The sequence below is a fragment of the Pseudoalteromonas piratica genome (assembly GCF_000788395.1).
Taxonomy (GTDB): domain Bacteria; phylum Pseudomonadota; class Gammaproteobacteria; order Enterobacterales; family Alteromonadaceae; genus Pseudoalteromonas; species Pseudoalteromonas piratica.
Map to the genome: position 1 here is coordinate 1,565,704 of NZ_CP009888.1, position 17,859 is coordinate 1,583,562.

Annotated in this window: 19 protein-coding genes; 15 read left to right on the plus strand and 4 right to left on the minus strand. The window is 38.4% G+C overall.

The window, feature by feature from the left end; genetic code table 11:
- Window positions 1-24: 24 nt before the first annotated feature.
- Genes OM33_RS07115 through OM33_RS07140 form a run of 6 tightly spaced genes read left to right on the plus strand, consistent with a single transcriptional unit; the run spans window position 25 to window position 5,183 of the window.
- On the plus strand, window positions 25-438 hold the full coding sequence (locus OM33_RS07115) for a flagellar protein FlaG (RefSeq protein WP_052140930.1): 414 nt from the start codon (window positions 25-27) through the stop codon (window positions 436-438).
- A 34-nt stretch (window positions 439-472) separates the two neighbouring features.
- Complete coding sequence (gene fliD / locus OM33_RS07120; protein WP_038640389.1) at window positions 473-1,867, plus strand: flagellar filament capping protein FliD; 1,395 nt, start codon at window positions 473-475, stop codon at window positions 1,865-1,867.
- 11 nt (window positions 1,868-1,878) lie between these two features.
- Window positions 1,879-2,304, plus strand: a complete 426-nt coding sequence (fliS, locus tag OM33_RS07125) for a flagellar export chaperone FliS (protein ID WP_038640390.1) — start codon at window positions 1,879-1,881, stop codon at window positions 2,302-2,304.
- On the plus strand, window positions 2,294-2,578 hold the full coding sequence (locus OM33_RS22500; protein ID WP_038640392.1) for a hypothetical protein: 285 nt from the start codon (window positions 2,294-2,296) through the stop codon (window positions 2,576-2,578). Before fliS ends, OM33_RS22500 begins: the two co-directional genes overlap by 11 nt.
- Before the next feature lie 9 nt (window positions 2,579-2,587).
- Window positions 2,588-4,705, plus strand: a complete 2,118-nt coding sequence (locus tag OM33_RS07135; RefSeq protein WP_038640394.1) for a motility associated factor glycosyltransferase family protein — start codon at window positions 2,588-2,590, stop codon at window positions 4,703-4,705.
- Window positions 4,695-5,183 (plus strand): GNAT family N-acetyltransferase, encoded by a 489-nt coding sequence (locus tag OM33_RS07140; RefSeq protein ID WP_038640395.1) that lies wholly within the window; start codon window positions 4,695-4,697, stop codon window positions 5,181-5,183. Before OM33_RS07135 ends, OM33_RS07140 begins: the two co-directional genes overlap by 11 nt.
- On the opposite strand, the gene OM33_RS07145 is transcribed toward OM33_RS07140, so the two are convergent.
- Window positions 5,180-6,178: a hypothetical protein gene (locus tag OM33_RS07145; protein WP_038640397.1), complete on the minus strand. Its 999-nt coding sequence runs from the start codon at window positions 6,176-6,178 to the stop codon at window positions 5,180-5,182. The genes OM33_RS07140 and OM33_RS07145 overlap by 4 nt on opposite strands.
- Window positions 6,179-6,261: 83 nt before the next feature.
- Between OM33_RS07145 and OM33_RS07150 the strand changes: the two genes are divergently transcribed.
- The 9 genes from OM33_RS07150 to OM33_RS07190 are packed head-to-tail and all read left to right on the plus strand — an operon-like array spanning window position 6,262 to window position 14,696.
- Window positions 6,262-7,587, plus strand: a complete 1,326-nt coding sequence (locus tag OM33_RS07150) for an aminotransferase class III-fold pyridoxal phosphate-dependent enzyme (protein ID WP_038640398.1) — start codon at window positions 6,262-6,264, stop codon at window positions 7,585-7,587.
- A 1-nt stretch (window position 7,588) separates the two neighbouring features.
- Window positions 7,589-8,353, plus strand: a complete 765-nt coding sequence (locus tag OM33_RS07155; RefSeq protein ID WP_038640400.1) for a cytidylyltransferase domain-containing protein — start codon at window positions 7,589-7,591, stop codon at window positions 8,351-8,353.
- Entirely contained in the window at window positions 8,346-9,413 is a 1,068-nt protein-coding gene (gene pseI, locus OM33_RS07160) for a pseudaminic acid synthase (protein WP_038640401.1), read from the plus strand. The genes OM33_RS07155 and pseI overlap by 8 nt, the downstream gene beginning before the upstream one ends.
- A gap of 1 nt (window position 9,414) precedes the next feature.
- Window positions 9,415-10,788, plus strand: a complete 1,374-nt coding sequence (locus tag OM33_RS07165) for an NAD(P)-binding protein (protein ID WP_038640403.1) — start codon at window positions 9,415-9,417, stop codon at window positions 10,786-10,788.
- Window positions 10,778-11,737 (plus strand): glycosyltransferase, encoded by a 960-nt coding sequence (locus OM33_RS07170; protein ID WP_038640406.1) that lies wholly within the window; start codon window positions 10,778-10,780, stop codon window positions 11,735-11,737. The genes OM33_RS07165 and OM33_RS07170 overlap by 11 nt, the downstream gene beginning before the upstream one ends.
- Window positions 11,730-12,398, plus strand: coding sequence for a class I SAM-dependent methyltransferase (locus tag OM33_RS07175; protein ID WP_038640408.1), 669 nt, complete (start codon window positions 11,730-11,732; stop codon window positions 12,396-12,398). Before OM33_RS07170 ends, OM33_RS07175 begins: the two co-directional genes overlap by 8 nt.
- On the plus strand, window positions 12,389-13,324 hold the full coding sequence (locus tag OM33_RS07180) for a DegT/DnrJ/EryC1/StrS family aminotransferase (RefSeq protein ID WP_038640409.1): 936 nt from the start codon (window positions 12,389-12,391) through the stop codon (window positions 13,322-13,324). Before OM33_RS07175 ends, OM33_RS07180 begins: the two co-directional genes overlap by 10 nt.
- Window positions 13,321-13,953 (plus strand): class I SAM-dependent methyltransferase, encoded by a 633-nt coding sequence (locus tag OM33_RS07185; RefSeq protein ID WP_199922522.1) that lies wholly within the window; start codon window positions 13,321-13,323, stop codon window positions 13,951-13,953. The genes OM33_RS07180 and OM33_RS07185 overlap by 4 nt, the downstream gene beginning before the upstream one ends.
- A gap of 11 nt (window positions 13,954-13,964) precedes the next feature.
- The gene (locus OM33_RS07190; RefSeq protein WP_234402727.1) at window positions 13,965-14,696 is read left to right on the plus strand and encodes a WbqC family protein; all 732 of its coding nucleotides are present in this window, start codon (window positions 13,965-13,967) and stop codon (window positions 14,694-14,696) included.
- A gap of 22 nt (window positions 14,697-14,718) precedes the next feature.
- Here the strand turns inward: OM33_RS07190 and OM33_RS07195 are convergent, their stop codons facing one another.
- Genes OM33_RS07195 through pseB form a run of 3 tightly spaced genes read right to left on the minus strand, consistent with a single transcriptional unit; the run spans window position 14,719 to window position 17,722 of the window.
- Complete coding sequence (locus tag OM33_RS07195; protein ID WP_038640411.1) at window positions 14,719-15,585, minus strand: aldo/keto reductase; 867 nt, start codon at window positions 15,583-15,585, stop codon at window positions 14,719-14,721.
- Window positions 15,582-16,724 carry a UDP-4-amino-4,6-dideoxy-N-acetyl-beta-L-altrosamine transaminase gene (gene pseC, locus OM33_RS07200; RefSeq protein WP_038640413.1) on the minus strand — a complete coding sequence of 381 codons (1,143 nt, stop codon included), beginning with the start codon at window positions 16,722-16,724 and terminating at the stop codon, window positions 15,582-15,584. The genes OM33_RS07195 and pseC overlap by 4 nt, the downstream gene beginning before the upstream one ends.
- Window positions 16,721-17,722, minus strand: a complete 1,002-nt coding sequence (gene pseB / locus OM33_RS07205) for a UDP-N-acetylglucosamine 4,6-dehydratase (inverting) (protein WP_038640415.1) — start codon at window positions 17,720-17,722, stop codon at window positions 16,721-16,723. The genes pseC and pseB overlap by 4 nt, the downstream gene beginning before the upstream one ends.
- Window positions 17,723-17,859: the final 137 nt, after the last annotated feature.

The following is a 17,859-nucleotide window of genomic DNA, read 5'->3' on the forward strand; positions in this document are numbered from 1 at the left end:
TACTTGTGAAAAGAGGATATTGTTATGAATACTATTCAAGAACCACTGACGAGTGTATTCGACACTAATAACGCACCTATAAAACAAGAAGCGACACCAGTTATTGGTACGGATCGTGCTAATGATGAGAAAAGTCCTGCACAAGTAATTGTGCGACCTGAAACTAGCTCAGTCGGTGAGCAAGAACAAAATTTCTTTGAAGAAATTAAAGAAAACTTAAAGAAAATTAATGACTTTATACCTGTTAGTTCGACAAACTTAGTTTTTGAGTTTGATGAACTTGGTGAGCCACCTGTGGTGAAAGTGATTGATAAGTCAAATGATGAAGTGATACGCGAAATTCCTCCACAGGAAATACGGGAGGTTGCTAAAGCTTTTGAAAATTTGGCCGATAAATTAAATACTCAAACAGGGATCTTATTTAACGATTCTGTATAGAGTGAACTGAAGTGAATTTTAAAGAGGTTGAATCATGGCAAGTATTACATCAGCAGGAGTCGGCTCTGGTTTAGATTTGGAAAGCATAATTAAAGCTTCTCTCGATGCTGAGAATATTCCTAAACTTCAAGCTTTCGCCACAAAAGAAGAGTCACTTCAAAAAGAGTTAAGCTCTATTGATACTATCAGTTCGGCAATTTCCCAACTTGAATCCACTGTCAAAAAGTTAAGTGATATTGATAACTTTAATAAACGTACCGCCTCTATTACTCAACCTTCATCCGGGGATATCATTGGTGTAACTACAACCAAAAATTCAACCGCTGGAAATTTTAATATTGAGGTCGTGCAATTGGCTCAAGGTAGTCGTGCAGTTTCTAATACTGGGTTTACTGCAAGTACCGATGTTGTCACTGCGACAGGTGGAACATTAACCTTTTCTGCTGGCAGCTCAAGTTTTGATGTTGTCTTAGACGCTGGGGCAACGCTTGAAGATGTTCGTAATGCTATTAATGATGAAAATTCCAACTTTGGCGTTATTGCTAACATTATCAACACCGGTTCTGAATCAAAACTGGTTTTAACCTCAAACAAAACGGGTACAGGAAATGACTTGGTCGTAAGTAATAATACAGCCGAGTTAGATGCCGTTTCCACTGTGGCAAATGGTGGTGGTGCCGGTGGGCTAGCAATTGCCGCTTCGGACCAAGCGACCGATGCAATCATCAAAGTTGATGGCATAACAGTAACCAATGATTCTAATACATTTACTGATGCTGTCCAAGACATGACTATCACAGCAAAAAAAGTAAGTGAAAATAACGAAACAGCTCGTATTAATGTTGATTACGATAAAGCTTCAGTTAACACTCTCATAGATGAATTTATAGCAAACTACAATAACTTGATTGGCAATATCGGATTTCAAACACGCATTGGGAATCCGTTAAATGGTGATGCTTCAATGCGCTCATTAGACAATCAGTTGACAAGCATTCTTGGTACAAATTTAACTGGCCTTGAGCCTTTTGGCACGATATTTGATATTGGTTTAGGTATCGACAAAGATGGTTACCTTGAGAAATCCACACTCGTCAGAAGTGTTAATGATTCATTAGATAATTATTATGACAAGGTTGGTGAAGCATTTGCCGGTGATAATGGCATAGCAAAACAGTTTCAAGGCTTGATTGATAATTATATTGATTCAAAAGGGATCATCAAGGAACGTTCTTCTTCTTTAAATCAGCAACTAGATGATATGGAAGAAGATATATTAAATCATGAATATAGAATGGAGCAACTCGAGATTCGACTCAGAAAGCAATATTCTTCATTGGATGTACTACTCGCGGAAATGCAATCAACGCAGTCTTATTTGAGTGCGCAACTTGCAAGTTTGCCTGGTTTCACTTCAGCTAAAAAGTAGGGTAAAAGATAATGTATAATGCCAAAGTAAAAAACTACCAAAAAGAAGCACTAAAAACCCAAGTTGCTGGTGCTGACCGTTATGAATTGATACAAATGTTAATGGCTGGTGTAATTGAAAAATTAGTCATGGCTAAAGTATCGATAGAAAGACAGAACTTAGAAGCTAAAGCAGAGCACCTTTCTAAAGCAAGCGCAATTATTGAGGCACTTAGAGGTTGTATTGACTTTGAAGTGGGTGGTGATGTTACAGAAAACTTATATGCTCTTTACAGTTACATGCTTGACCGATTAATTGATGCAAGTATTAAAAATGATCCAGAAATAGTAGAAGAAGTTTCTAATTTAATTAAAGAAATAAAGCTTGGGTGGGATGCTATTCCAGTGGATGTTAGAGAGCAAACCCTGAATGGGGAAGCTAACGCAAGTGTCGGATAACGTTGAAAAAATATTAAGTCAGCTTACTTCAGATATAGAAAAAAGTAGCTATGAGACAGCAATCGATAGGCTTAGTGAATTCAAGAAAAAGTTTGAATTTGAAATTAATCGGCAAGACTTGACTGATATTGAACAAAAAGCGTTACTTTCTCAATTTGGATTATTTGAGCAATTGGTTACTAAAATATCTGAAAATAAAAAATCTTTAAGCAAAGAAATAGCTCAGTTCAAGCGAAATAACACTAAAATAAATAAGTACATTCAACATAAGTAGCAGGCGAATATGTCTTCAATTGATCAGGAAATAAATCAACTAGCTTCCTCTATTGATAATGCAAAATCTCAAATTGAACGTGAATCTAAGTTCGTAGAACAAGCAAATAAGCAGTTTGAAGCAAATTTATTGGCATTCAAACATTATTTCCCTGATATATATGAAAGATTTGTAAGTTATCAGCCAACTGACAAATTCAATTTATTCGTCAACAATAACGGCTCTGGTAATATTACTGACACTAAATTAAATGTCCCTTTTTATTCCGAAGATCCAATTTTGCAAAGTCAAAAGCAGGTTGATGATGCGATTGCACTTCCTGAGGTTTGCAGAGTAGATCAGTCTGTCATTGAACATTTATCTAACGAAACTAACTTTGTTCATGTAGACCTTCTGAAAAGTATTGGTGTTGTTTACAACAAAGCTAAAAGTGAGCTACCTCCAAATAACAAACTTGATGATGTAATTCCAAGTGTGATTATTTTTGGGGTAGGCCTTGGGTATCACTTGAGCTATTTAAATGAACAAGTAAAAGCGTCATATATTAATATATTTGAGCCCAATGAGGATTATTTCTTTGGTAGTTTATTTTGTTTCGACTGGGCTAATTATTTAAAGAGAATTGACGACCAAGGAAGTGCGCTTTATATCGGTATTGGTGTGCCGGAAGAAGAGTTATATGAAGAGTTATACCGAAGAGCTCAATATTTGGGAGCTTTTAGCATTTCTAATTCATTCTTTTATCAACATTACCCCTCTCAAGAAGTAAATGAGTTAATTGAAAAAATTAAAATTAATTTTCATCAGTTTTTTATGGGCTGGGGGTTTTTTGATGATGCGTTAATGAGCATTGCTCATACTTTGGAAAACACACAGAAAGATATTAACTTGTTGGTTCAGCATGACAAACTGCCTACTGAAATTGAAAAGTTCCCTATCTTTATTGTAGCAAATGGGCCATCACTGGATAAGGATATCGAAGTAATTCGAGCAATGAAGGATGAAGTGGTTTTGGTATCTTGTAACTCTGCCACTACAGCTTTACTCAAACAAGGTATCATACCGGATTTCCATGTTGCATTAGAGAGAACAAAAGCAACTGCGGACTTTCTTACAGCATTTATAACACCTGAGCAGCGCAAAAAAATAGGTTTGATCACAGTTAATGTTATGTATCCTGAAGTACCTGAGTTGTTTGGATGGTGTGGAGTTGGTTTTAAAGGGAATGAACCTGGAACAAGCATTTACCACATTGCTGAGTATATAAAAACGCAGAAAATTACGACCACTGTGGGGTATTGCAATCCGTTGGTGGGGAATACAGCTCTAAGTTTCTTCGCGAGTAAAAAGTTCAAAGAAATTTATTTATTTGGTGTTGATAATGGGTATGTAGACCCAAATCACCATCATTCTAAAGCTAGTTATTACTACAATGACAAAGGTTCCACTATTCATAACCCTCTTAAGATGGGTAATGAAATGGTTGTTGAAGGAAACTTTGGTAAAAAAGTAATCACAGACCACTTTATGTATACAGGCAAAGAGCAAATGGAGCGCCTGCTTGAGTCATTCAAAGGAACGCATTTAAATTGTTATAATTGTAGTGATGGTACTAAAATTGAGGGAGCATTACCTCTTCACTCTTCGGATATACTACTCGACCAACAGCCAACAACAAAACAACATGTAATTCAGTTTATTAAACAAGAATGTTATAAGCCGTTTGATAAAAGTATAGATGCAAAAGAGTATTTAGATTTTGATATTTTTGAGAGTATCTGCAGCAGTATGGTTGAAATTTTAGAGCAACCAATGAACTCTCGTGAGCAAGCGTTGGAAAATTTACTGGCTAGCCTTCGTTTCTTGTATTCTTTCAAACAGGAAGCACGATACGCCCATTTATACTTGATTTTAGAAGGTGAATGTTTGTACACAAGTTCAATACTTCTAAGCGCACTTTATAATTTCGGAACCTCAGAAGAAGCATTGCCTTACTATTCAGACGCACTTGTACTTTGGATTGATTTTTTGAAGCAAGCACCTACTTATTATCGCGAACGCTGGAATCAGTTGAGTGATTATAGTTTTGATTACAGCAAACCCTCGGTTGAAAATATTGAAAATTGATACTGAAAGATTTCATCTAAGAGAGCTTTCTGATTCTGATGCCAGTGAGCGATATTTAAGTTGGTTTCAAGATACAACAACTCAACAGTTTATTGCTAAAAAGGCAGAAACAATTTCACAATTAAAGGAATATATTCTCGAAAAAAAAACAGATAAAAATTGTCTGTTTTTAGGGGTTTTCTATCAAGGTATTCACATCGGAAATATTAAGTATGAGCCGATTGATATCTCGAAAGCTCAAGCTACTATGGGGATTTTAATTGGGGAGAAGGATTGGCGAGGCAAAGGGGTTGCCGGTGAAGTGATTATGGCGTCGTCAATTTACTTACGCGAGCATTATGGCATCAACCGTATATTACTAGGAGTTGAGCAGGAGAATAGTGCAGCGGTGCAAGCGTATAATAAGCTTGGCTTTGTAAAATATAAAGTAACGCCTGATGGGCTATATATGAGCCTTGAACTCAACAGCGTTAATTAGCTTATTAACGAGATAAACGTATCATCGTGAATTGTTAAGAAATCCAATCGTCTGTGTTTTTTAGTTCTGTGGCCTATTGCTAACAGTAAGTCTCTACTCGATATGCATCGCCTTAAATACCCATAACGACTTAGCATACAATGATCGGGCTGTGAGTTAACTTGTGGTTGAAAAATGCAGACGTTTAACCCGAGTAAATAGGCTTCTATAAGCAAAGTGGACGCCATTCCTATCACTAAATCATACTGCATGAGCTGTTGATGGCTAAACGCTTTATTGCGGCAATTATAGGCCGGTATTTTACGTTTTAGTTTATTTTCTTTCGGGTGAAATTTGACACTTAGGTTGTGCTTAGCACGTAATTGCCTTAAAACTTTCAAAGTTGCAAAGAATGTTGTTTTCTCGTTATAACCGTAAATTTGCTGAATTTGTTGACGGCTTAACGTGTTACTTATTGGCTCGCTAATAAAGAGTGTATTACCGGATGGCGTTTTGACCTTTCTCATTGGTGGCCGTAATGTCAGTGATCTTAAATAGGGTTGCCCACCACAGGCTATTTCAGCATACTCAGGTATTTCGTTTTTAAATTCTATTAAGGCTTTGTTGTCAGGCAAAATTACCTTGTCTGGTAGAACAAACTTATTAAATTGTTTAAAACGAGTTTGATAATTTTGCCACTGATCAACAAAGGAAACAGTTTTAATATCGAGTCGCCTAGCGGCTTTTATAATATTAGGCTCAATTTGATTTTGATTGCTAGTGCCGAGCAAAACAAGTTCGGGTTGAAATGTATTGAGTTGTGCTAGTGCCTCATCACTTGTTTTTGTCACTTTGTGAGGAATATTCGCAAAATTTTGAAAATAGTTTGTAGCACTTTGGCTGACACATAAACTTATCGCAAATTTCGCCGATAACTTATTAAACACAGTTCTGATAATTTGCGCAGCACCAATATCGCATACGAATATAAATAAGCGCTTTTTAATTGCTGTCATTATTATTACACTTAAATGATATCAAGCTGGTGTAAATATTGCAGATGTTCTCTTGAAAAACAACGTATTGTGGAGCTTTTACTTTGTCTCTTAAAGAAAATTCAGGCGCTAAGCTTTGGCAGCGTGCAAAACAAATCATTCCAGGTGGCAATCAGTTGTTGTCAAAGCGTGCAGAAATGTTTTTGCCAGAGGCCTGGCCTGCATATTATAGCAAAGCAAAAGGGTGTGAAATTTGGGATTTAGACAATAACCACTATTATGATTTCTCTATTATGGGTATCGGAACGAGTTCTTTAGGCTATGCTCATTCAGCGGTTACGCAAGCAGTGGTTGACGCGATTCATAATGGCAGTATGGCAAGTCTAAACTGTCCAGAAGAAGTGGCATTAGCTGAAAAGTTACTAGCGATACATACTTGGGCAGGCGCAGCACGCTTTACTCGCACCGGTGGCGAATCTTGTGCGTTAGCGATTCGTATCGCAAGGGCTTATGCTAAACGTGATATGGTCGCTTTTTGTGGCTACCATGGTTGGCATGATTGGTACTTAGCAACCAATATAATCAATAATGAAAACCTTGATGAACAACTGCTACCAGGTCTGCAGCCGGCAGGTGTGCCACAGCAACTTGGAGGCTCTGCTATTCCCTTTAAAGAGGGTGATATTCAAGGGTTTAAGCAAATTATTGAAAAACATGGTGAGCGTTTAGGAGTCGTTATGATGGAAGTGTTCCGTCATGGGCAACCTGACCTTGCATTTATTCGCGAAGTTAGAGCACTGTGTGATCAACATAATATTGTTTTAGTTTTTGATGAAATCTCTTCTGGCTTTCGTTTAAACACCGGCGCATCGCATCTATTATGGGATATCGAGCCAGATATTTGTGTACTTGGTAAAGCCTTGGGTAATGGTCATCCAATTGGTGCGGTTATTGGTAAGCATGATGTAATGGATGCGGCTCAATTGTCTTTTATTAGTAGTTCATATTGGACTGAACGTGTTGGTTTTGTTGCTGCACTCAAAACGCTGGAAGTATTTGAAAAAGAAAAAGTTCCTCTGCAACTTAATCAAACAGGGCAATATCTAAAAACAGGGCTTGAGGCCATCATTAATGACACTGGGTTTGAACTAAGTATTATTGGTATAGACAGTGTGCCAATATTTATCTTCCCAGGAGAGAACCCGCTGGCAACCAAAACCCTCTTCACCCAAGAAATGCTTAAACGAGGTTTCTTAGCAAGTAATGTCATCTATTTATCCATTGCCCATACACCAGAATTGGTAGATAAATATTTAGTGGCAGTAGAAGAGGTGTTTATATTTATTAAGCAAGCGATGGATAACGGTGTCGCACTTGAAACATTGCTTGAAAATCAAGTATGTCATAGTGGTTTTCAGAGGCTTAACTAGCATGGGGACGACGGCATTTATTCAGGCCCGAATGGGATCTTCAAGGTTACCTGGCAAAGTGATGAAGCCACTTAATGGGCAGCCGGTGATCAGGCATATTGTTAGTCGCTTAGAATCTTGCAAGTACATCGATAAAATTGTGGTACTTACATCAACGAACCCAGAAAATAAAGTGCTAGTTGATTACCTTACTGCCGAGGGTATCTCGGTTTTTCAAGGTGATGAAAACAATGTACTGGCGCGCTTTCAAGCAGCATTACAACACTATCAATGTGACACTGTTTTACGAATAACTGGTGACAGCCCGTTACTTGATTTTGAAATCTGTGATCAATTAATTCATTACTTTAACTTGCACGGGGCAGATTATGCTTATTTAAGCGAACAATTTGCAGAAGGGGTAGACTGTGAAGTTGTTAAGGCCAGCTTATTAGCAAAGCTCGATCTTGCTAAGTTGCGCCCGTCTGAGCAAGAACATGTAACCTTGCATTTTTACGAAAATAAGGAAAATCGATTTCATTGTGTTGAGTTGCCAAATACGCAAGATGATAGTCATTACCGCTTTACCTTAGACACGCAAGAAGATTGGCAGGTTGTCGAAGCTGTGTATCAAAGAAATAGCAATATCAACAATATGGATTATGCCGCGGTTAAAACGTACTTCGATCAACATCCAGAGATTAAAGTGATTAACCAGCATGTAGTACGAAATGAAGGCTTAGCCATATCACTAGCGCAAGAACTTACCGGAAATTTAAATGAGTAAATTCATCATCAATGGCAGAAATATAGGCGTTGACGAACCTTGCTATATCATTGCTGAAATGTCCGCAAATCATGGCGGTCACTTAGACAAGGCGATAGAAATATTGCATGCGGCAAAGGCGGCAGGTGCTGACGCTGTTAAATTGCAGACTTATCGTGCTGATACTATAACGCTCAATTCAACTAAGCCTGATTTTTGTTTGCCTTCAGATAATCCTTGGCAGGAACATGTTTCTTTGTACTCGCTTTATGAAAAAGCTTTTACACCTTGGCAATGGCATGAAACCTTATTTTCAGAAGCTAACAGAATCGGTATAGATATTTTTTCTTCTCCCTTTGATGCCAGCGCAGTAGATCTATTGGAATCACTTAATGCACCGGCTTATAAAATTGCTTCGCCAGAAATTACCGATATACCACTTCTGAAGAAGGTCGCAAGTACCGGTAAACCGATTATTCTATCGACTGGCATTGCTGAATTAAGCGATATTGAACTAGCAGTGAGAACACTTCGACAACATGGTTGTGAACAATTGGCGATATTGAAATGCACAACAGCATACCCTACGCCATTTTCCGAATGTAATTTGAATACTATCGCAGATATTGCGACTCGATTTAACTGTGTGTCAGGTTTATCAGATCATACGTTAGGGTTGGTCTCGCCAATTACGAGCATAGCGTTAGGTGGCAAGATCATTGAAAAACACTTTATATTGGATAAATCAGATGAATCTGTAGATGCGTTTTTTTCCTTAGATGAAAAAGAATTTGCCCAAATGGTTTCAGCAGTGAGAGACGCTGAACAAGCTCTCGGCAAAGTAACTTATGCAATTACTCAGTCAGCGCAGAAAAACCTTCTTGCCAGACGTTCACTGTATTTTTGCCGAGATCTAGTCTCAGGTACGACAATAACGGAAAATGATATTCAGTCAGTCAGACCAGGGTTTGGATTACACACGCAATATTATGACGATATCTTAGGCAAAAAAGTAGCCCGAGATGTCTTTCACGGTGACCGTGTTACTTTTGAATCAGTAACCGGGTTGACGGAGAAGTAAAATGAAAGCATGTGTTGTTGTAGGCGGTGGGATCAGTGGCTTAACCGCCGCGATTTTGCTTAAAAAAAATTTTGAGTATGTCTACTTAGTTGAGCAAAGTGATCAGCTTGGAGGTTTGCTATCGAGTGTATCAGACGAGCAAGGTAACTGCTACGACCAAGGCACACACATCCCTGAGAAAACAGGTATCAAAGAAATCGATGATATTTTATTTGATGAAAATGATCTTAACGAAAATTGGCACGCATTATCACCCTTAGTAACGGGAAATTACTTCGCCGGTAGTTGGGATAATACTACACAAACCATTGATGCCCGAAAATTACCTACACCTCTGTATCAGCAAGGTATTGGCGAGTTTATGCAGTTGGTTGGTGCACCAGATTCCACGAGCATTGAAGCCTATTTAAACTCTACACTCGGTCCAACCTTTTATCATCATCTCGCTGAGCCCATAATAAAAAAATTGTATGGCTGTGAAGTTAATTGTGCAGATCTCGCAGTGCGAACTGGCGTCAATTATTTTGGTGCAGGCCGAATAAAAGCACTTGATAAAATGACAACTCAGTTGTTAAAAATGCACCCAAATTTTAATAACAAACTCGGTTTTCACAGTGCTGCAGAGTATGACGCGCTATTAAAAGAGCAGGGGGCTGAATTACCTGAGTATTATTACCCGAAAGGCAAACGTGGTGCGGTAGTGTGGATTGACAAGCTGACTGCCAAAGCACAAAAAGCGGGCGTTGAAATTCTGACCTCGAAACAAGTGGTTCGTATAAATAGCAGCGCTAAGAAGATCACTAGTGTCGAGTTAAACGATGGGAAATCGTTAGATTGCCAATTGGTATACTGGAGTGCGCCGCCCATTTTTGCGTTAAAAGCGGCACAGTTAGAAATCGAAACAGCACCGATTAGTTTTAGAACGGCAAATTTATTACATTATACATTTGATAAGAAACCCCTTAATGATATTGCACATTATCTATGGAATTGGGACACATGTTCACCCATATTTAGAATCACTTTATATCATAACATTCGAAAGAATCAGCATTATCAACTAACCGCAGAAATTTTAAGCAGTAAAGAAGAATCACATAAGATTAGTCTCGCGCAAGGACTAAAGGACTTAAAAGCGATGGGACTTATTGCGGAGGATACACAGGTATTAGCGAGTATAAAACAGACGATTCATAATACGTTTCCAGTACCAACGCATGATTTCGCAAAGCTTACCGAAGCACATTATCAGCAGTTAACTCAGCAATTTGACAACTTTATTTTGTCAGGACGCTTTAGTGGCCGTTGTTGGTTGCAAGGTGACGTACTGAAGTTAGCGCAACAAGAAATTCAGGAATTCTGTTGTGGATTATGATGTTATTGTTTATTGCCATGGCACAAAAGAAACCGGTTTAGGGCACTTCTCGCGCTGTTTCAATATTGCTTTGGCATTAAAAGACATGGGTGCTAGTTTAGCTTTTTATGGTCAGTTTGATGAATTTGCAAAAGCGCGAATTGCGCAGTCAGGTTTTGTGCTTACCTCGCATTACTCATTTACCTCCCACCCGGTGATTCTCTGCGATGATTATAATTTTAGACAAAAAGAATTAAAACTATTACATGATGCTGGAGCAAAGCTCATCGCGATTGACGACTTCGATCAGTACAATTTTGATTTTATTAAACGGATCGTAAATTTTCGTTATAAGGCGGCTACTTTATGTCATGCGACGAACCGTCACTTATTGGACTTGAGTTACTTTCCTTTTCACCCAGATTTGGAGTCAGTGCGAACACAGAATTTGAATAATTCTGAAAAACGTCAAAAAGTTAACACTATTTTATTGTTTATTGGCGCACATGATAGACACGCAGTTGCCAGACGTTTGCTGAAGGCACTTGATAACTTAGTAAACGCGAAACAAATCGTGTTAGTGGCTGGTAAGCAGCTAAAGTTTGATTGTAAAAATAACCAATTAAAGCAACTTAGTTTTGTTGATGATATGGCTCAGTTATACCGTCAAGCTGATATGGTTATTTCAGGTGGTGGCCTAACAAAATACGAAGCGGGTTTTTGTTTATTGCCCAATGCTGCTATCTCACAAACTAAAGAGCAACAACTTGATACAGAAATACTGGCAGAGTCTAAGCTATGCTATGATTTAGGCCTTGCTCCTGCAATAGAGCAAACCGAGCTGGAAAATCGCTTGAGTTTATTTTTAAGCGACGAATTTAAACATCAATTTGAAAAACAAAAATCAGCATTTCACATTGATTCTACGCGCCATTTAGCACAAAAAATACTAGAGGTAAGAGATGAGTGAATTTCTTAAAAAGCAGTCTGAATGGCAACAGCAAGCAACTTCATCAGATGATTTTAAAGCACAGGTTGGCCGTCCTCAGAGCGATGCAAGTTGGCAGCAGCTTGCATTAGACGTTAAACATAAACTGAATTTGATAGATGGAGATTCACTGCTTGATGTTGGTTGTGGCAGCGGGTTGTTATTATCTAAGTTAGCTAACCACTGTGCATCTGTGGCGGGTATCGATTACGCACAAGCAATGGTTGATAAAGCTCAGCAATTAATCCCAAATGGAACGTTTTATTGTGGTGAAGCTGCAGCACTCAAATTCGATTCAAATTCATTTGATAAATTGTTGAGTTATAGCATCTTTCACTACTTTCCAAGCCAAGACTATGCAATTGATGTGATCAAGGAAATGGCTCGGGTGGTCAAGCCTGGTGGTGTAATCTTGATTGGTGATGTGCTGGATGCAGATTTTGAAATGGCGATTAAATCCGGTAGCAATTTAGAGTATGAACAGAAGATTCCTTATATTCACCGCTACTCTCAGTGGCGATTTTATGACCTAGCGCATTTACAAGACGCTGTCTCACATTTAGTAAATAAGTTTGAAGTACTTACTCAACCGAGTGAATTCGAGCTTTCTGGTTATCGTAAGGATATTCGCTTGTGGCTCTAATTGATACGCAACAGCGTCTAGCGAGTATGTTTCAGCGCCAACATGCTATATTGACACGTTCAGGCAGTATGGCGATTATTGCTGCATTGAATGCCTCAGGCATAAAACAAAATAGCAAGGTTGTAATTCCGGCAAGTTGCTGCCCAATCGTACTGTTTGCGATTCAGCTTGCTGGCTTTGAGGTGGTGATTGCGGATGTTTCCCTGACTTCACTTTCTATGGAAGTAGAGCATATTGATGCTGTATACAGCGAGGAGGTTGCGGCAATTATTGCTGTGCATGGTTATGGTCATTATTGTGATATCGAAGCAATCGTAGAGTATGCGAACAACAAAAATTTGATTGTAATTGAAGATGCCTGTCTTGCTTATGGTGGTTATTCTAATGGTAAAGCGCTGGGGAGCTTTGGAGATTTTTCTGTACTGAGCTTTGGTTATGATAAACCAATTAATTTAGGTTATGGCGGCGCTGTATTGGCTAATTGTACGCAATTTGAGTTATCACTGAATCAATTTATCGCTGATAATAAAATGAGTCGTTTCGCTGATATGTCGATTTTGCCTACACTCAATTCCGAATTGGAACTTTTGCCAAATTACATGGCTAAACGTAAAGAAAATATTGCTTTTTTGGAACGTGAAATATCGCATAACGCTTTTATAAAAATACCCTTCAACAATGAGTTAGTTTATTGGCGCTATCCACTTTTAGTGAAAAATAGAACCCACTTTTTAGCATATGCTGAACAAAAAAATGTATTGTTTACATCACATTATAAAAGCTTAAGCGAACTACAAACTTCGGTGAGTTGCCCCAATGCTGAACGTATTGGTAATGAAATGATTAATTTATTTGTTCGCCATCAAACACCACAAAGAGAATTAGATGCTATGGTGCAATGCATTAATGAGTATGTTGCAAGATGACAGATTTAAAAACGCATTATCAAAAATTATATCAACAGCATGGCGCTACCCATAACGCAGTACAGCACGTATCTAAAACATCTCAGCAGGTTAGATTTGCCATATTTCATTCTTTGATAAAAAACAGTGATAGCGTGATTGACCTTGGTTGTGGTCTAGGTGACATGCTCAGTTATTTAAGAGAAAAAGGTTTTAAAGGGCGCTACTTAGGTTGTGACTTTGTACCCGAATTTATCGATTATGCTAAACAAGCTTATAGTGACGATAAACATGCTGAATTTGTTGAGTTTGATATCTTTAAAGACACGCTTCCTAATGATTATGAACATATTCTGATCAGCGGCATTTTCAATAATAAAATGGCAGATAACTTTACCTTTTTACGCCATACGCTTGCGATGAGTTTTCGTGCATGTAGGCACTCTGTCATTTTTAATGCATTGTCAGATTTTGTAGAGTTTCAAGACCCTGAATTATATTATATTTCGCCGCTTATGGTTTTTGAGCACTGCAAGCTGCATCTAACACCTTATGTATTACTCAAACACGATTATGTAACAAAACAAGGTGGTTTCCCCTATGAATTTACCATGCAATTAAGCAAACAAGCGGATCTAATAGATTTATGATAGTGAGTGTAATGCAGCCTACCTACTTGCCTTGGCTAGGTTATTTTGACTTGATTGATAGCTCAGATGCTTTTGTTTTTCTTGACGACGTAAAATTAGAGAAGAGTGACTGGCACGTGCGCAATCGAGTCAAAGGAGCAAACGGTGAATTGATGTTAACATGCCCTGTAGCAACGCCAAGTGGACGTATGGAAGCAAAAATTAATTCCACCGTGTTTGCAAAAGGTCATCCTTGGCGTAAAAAACATTTAAAAAGTATCGAAGCGTGTTATCGCAAAACCCCGTTTTTTGATGAATTATTTCTAAAACTCAGTAACTACTATCTAGCATCGCACAATGAATTGCTTGGGCAATTTAATATTGGGTTAATTAAGCTTTTATGTGATTACTTGTCCATTTCGAGTCAGTTTTTTACTGCATCAGAATTATCAGGCATAACAGGGACTAAAGATCATAGACTGGTCAGTATTTGCCAAAAATTAAAGGCAAATAACTATTTATCACCACTTGGCGCGAAAGCCTATATTGAGCAGCAACAACCCGGTGGGCAGCTTGCTGAAAACGGTATCGAAGTTTTTTATCAAAACTTTGAGCACCCGCACTATCAGCAGCTTTTCGGTCCATTTATTTCTCACCTTGGAGTGATTGATTGTTTATTTAATGTTGGTCCCGAGCAAACGTTAACACTGATTCGTCAAGGGCATAATCCTGCGATTCATTATCGTGAGATCAGCAAGCTTTAGTTGATATCACATAACTACCTTGTCAAATTTGCCATAAACTAGGGTTTATAAACGCTTCATTATCACAGCTTAACTGCTGCCAGTTATATGTTGGTAGTTCTTCGCCAATTGATTGTACTATTGCTGTGAGTTGTGCTTGATTATTAACACCTACAACGACTTTATCGACTTGTGGCTGTTGCAAGGCAAAGTTGAGTGCCATAGCGATTCTGCTCATTCCATAGTCTTTACATAATCTGTCTATTTGCTCAAAATGACTATTAAGGCTGTAAAAATAGTCAGGCCGTACTGCTTTCTCCATCAATAACAGGCCTTGTAAAAAGACTGAGCGCACATGTACTTCAACCCCGTTTTCTTTTAACCTTTTAAGCATGCCTGAATGAATAAACCTTTGATCAAACAGATTCAATGGAATTTGTATTAAATCGATATGGCAGTGATCAAGTATAATTGCGGCTTGTTCTGGGCTATAGACGGATACGCCAATTTTATTTATTACACCTTGTTGCTGTTTCTTAGTGAGCCAGTTTCTGACATTTCCATAGGTAAGTATATCTTCGCAATGATGGTATAGGTATCCATAAATATGATTTGATTGCAGATTCTTAAGCGTGGCTTGTAATGAGTTTTCAGCAAAAGCGAGAGCTTCCCGGCTAGAACTATCAGATTTAATTGGCGGCAGTTTCGACACAAGTTCAAAATCTTTAACGTTGGCGCACCCTAAAACTTTTTCAGCATCACCGTAGGCAGCGGCTGTATCAAGCAGGGTTATCCCTTGTTGTTGTGCGTAGTTGAGAATAGCTTTTACTTGATTTTGTGATGTTTGACCAGTGTTATTGCTCACTCCATAATCGAGGCCAAACTGTACCGTACCAATTGCAAGCTTCACATTAGTTCTCTTAATGTGTCTGAAATAAAAATAATGTCATTTTCAGTTAAATTTGGGTGAAGCGGCAAGGTAATCGCTTTGGAATAATATTCTTCTGCATTTGGGTAGTCACCTTTTCTAAAACCTAAATTGTGATAGTAAGGCTGTAAATGAATTGGAATATAGTGAACATGCGCAAATATACCTCTGGCACGTAATTGGGTTACAATTTCTTTTCTCTTTGCGGCATTATCCAAAAGCACCACATATAAATGATAAGAAGAATAGCAATCGGGTGATTGCATGAGGTGCGTTAGATTAATTGGTAAATGCTTGGTATACAACGCTGTGAGTTGGTGACGTCTGGTGACAAACTCATCCAAGCGTTTCATTTGACTAAGGCCAAGCGCTGCTTGAATATCTGTGATGCGATAATTAAATCCAAGAGATTGTTGCTCGTAATACCAAGGCCCTTGATCATCTTTCACGAGATCTTTTGGCTGATTTGTAATGCCATGACTACGCAAGCTTTTTAATTTAGTTGCGATATTACCGCACTTGGTTGTTAGCATACCGCCTTCGGCACTCGTGATGATTTTTACAGGATGGAAACTAAACACACAAATATCGCTGAACTGGCAATTTCCTACTGGCGAGTTTTGATATTTTGCACCTATTGCATGAGATGCATCTTCAATAATTTTAAAGTGAAATTCATTTGCTAGTTTTGCAATTTCTGCCATATCACATGATTGACCCGCAAAATGCACAGGTATAACGACTTTTGGCAATGTGTTGTTTTTTTTAGCTTCTTGTAATTTCGCTCGTAGTAGAGCAACCGAGATATTTCCCGTTTCAACATCAATATCAACAAAGTCGACGGTTGCATCACAGTAAATCGCGCAGTTACTACTAGCTACAAATGAGTTTGGTGAAGTCCAAACAATGTCTCCTTTGCTGACACCGAGCGCTAAACAGGCGATGTGTAATGCAGACGTTGCGCTATTAACCGCAATTGCATACTCAGCGCCACAATATTCACTAACGGCTTGTTCAAATTGACCAATTGCCGGACCTTGCGTTAAGTAATCCGATTTTAAAACGTTAACAACAGCATCGATATCGTCTTGATTGATATCTTGTTTGCCATACGGAATCACTTAAGCGCCTCAATATTAAAGTTGGCAATTTGCTCAATCGTCATATAATCAGGGTTGTCTAGAGAGTTATATTCAAAGCCTGGTTGAACTTCCTTGCCTTTCTCACCAATTGCATTAATTGTAAAATCATTGCTTCTACTGCTGAATTTGATGCCTGGCGCAATGACGAAGTGATCGTCGTATTCAAATGTGTCATAGCATAGATCGGCGGGGCACATCACTTCATGCAGTTTTTCACCTGGGCGAATGCCTATGATTTTAAGTGGTAAATTTGGGGCCATTGCTTTGGCTAAATCGGTGATTTTGATTGACGGAATTTTAGGCACGAAAATTTCACCGCCAAGCATACGTTCAAAGTTCTTAAGCACGAAGTCAACGCCCTGTTGAAGGCTAATCCAAAAACGCGTCATATCTTCATGGGTAATAGGAATATGATCTTTACCTTCGTCGATAAACTTTTGGAAAACAGGTACTACTGAGCCTCGAGAACAAACAACATTACCGTATCGCACGACAGAAAATGTGGTTTTATGACCACCTGCGATATTATTCGCAGCAACAAATAATTTATCAGATGCTAGTTTGGTTGCACCGTAAAGGTTAATAGGATTTGCGGCTTTATCGGTTGATAGGGCAATGACTTTTTCAACGTCATTGTTGAGAGCTGCATCAATCACATTTTCAGCGCCATTGATGTTTGTTTTAATGCATTCCATCGGGTTGTATTCAGCTGCTGGAACCTGTTTTAAAGCCGCAGCATGAATGACATAATCTACACCTCTCATTGCACGGTTAAGTCTTTCTTTGTCCCTTACATCACCAATAAAATAACGCATGCAGTCTTGATTGAAATCCTGCTGCATCTCAAATTGTTTTAATTCATCACGTGAAAACACAATAATCTTTTTTGGGCTGTAGCGTGATAACAATGTTTTGACATATTTTTTGCCAAAAGACCCTGTTCCACCTGTTATTAAAATTGTTTTGTTGTCGAACATAGTGTTTCCCGAGGATTTACCTGAATTACAAAAAGATTGATAGTTCTTTCATTACTTTAGCTTATTAAGCACTAAATATGCCAATAGTTTGTCAATAAACCCTTTAATATCGGGTGAAAAAGCACCTTTTAGGTCTA

Coding starts and splice junctions, on each gene's coding strand:
- OM33_RS07190 (WP_234402727.1), top strand. CDS start 13,965: ATGCAGCCTACCTACTTGCCTTGGCTAGGTTATTTTGACTTGATTGAT.
- OM33_RS07165 (WP_038640403.1), top strand. CDS start 9,415: ATGAAAGCATGTGTTGTTGTAGGCGGTGGGATCAGTGGCTTAACCGCC.
- OM33_RS07115 (WP_052140930.1), top strand. CDS start 25: ATGAATACTATTCAAGAACCACTGACGAGTGTATTCGACACTAATAAC.
- pseI (WP_038640401.1), top strand. CDS start 8,346: ATGAGTAAATTCATCATCAATGGCAGAAATATAGGCGTTGACGAACCT.
- fliD (WP_038640389.1), top strand. CDS start 473: ATGGCAAGTATTACATCAGCAGGAGTCGGCTCTGGTTTAGATTTGGAA.
- OM33_RS07135 (WP_038640394.1), top strand. CDS start 2,588: ATGTCTTCAATTGATCAGGAAATAAATCAACTAGCTTCCTCTATTGAT.
- OM33_RS07155 (WP_038640400.1), top strand. CDS start 7,589: ATGGGGACGACGGCATTTATTCAGGCCCGAATGGGATCTTCAAGGTTA.
- OM33_RS07185 (WP_199922522.1), top strand. CDS start 13,321: ATGACAGATTTAAAAACGCATTATCAAAAATTATATCAACAGCATGGC.
- pseB (WP_038640415.1), bottom strand. CDS start 17,722: ATGTTCGACAACAAAACAATTTTAATAACAGGTGGAACAGGGTCTTTT.
- fliS (WP_038640390.1), top strand. CDS start 1,879: ATGTATAATGCCAAAGTAAAAAACTACCAAAAAGAAGCACTAAAAACC.
- OM33_RS07175 (WP_038640408.1), top strand. CDS start 11,730: ATGAGTGAATTTCTTAAAAAGCAGTCTGAATGGCAACAGCAAGCAACT.
- OM33_RS07145 (WP_038640397.1), bottom strand. CDS start 6,178: ATGACAGCAATTAAAAAGCGCTTATTTATATTCGTATGCGATATTGGT.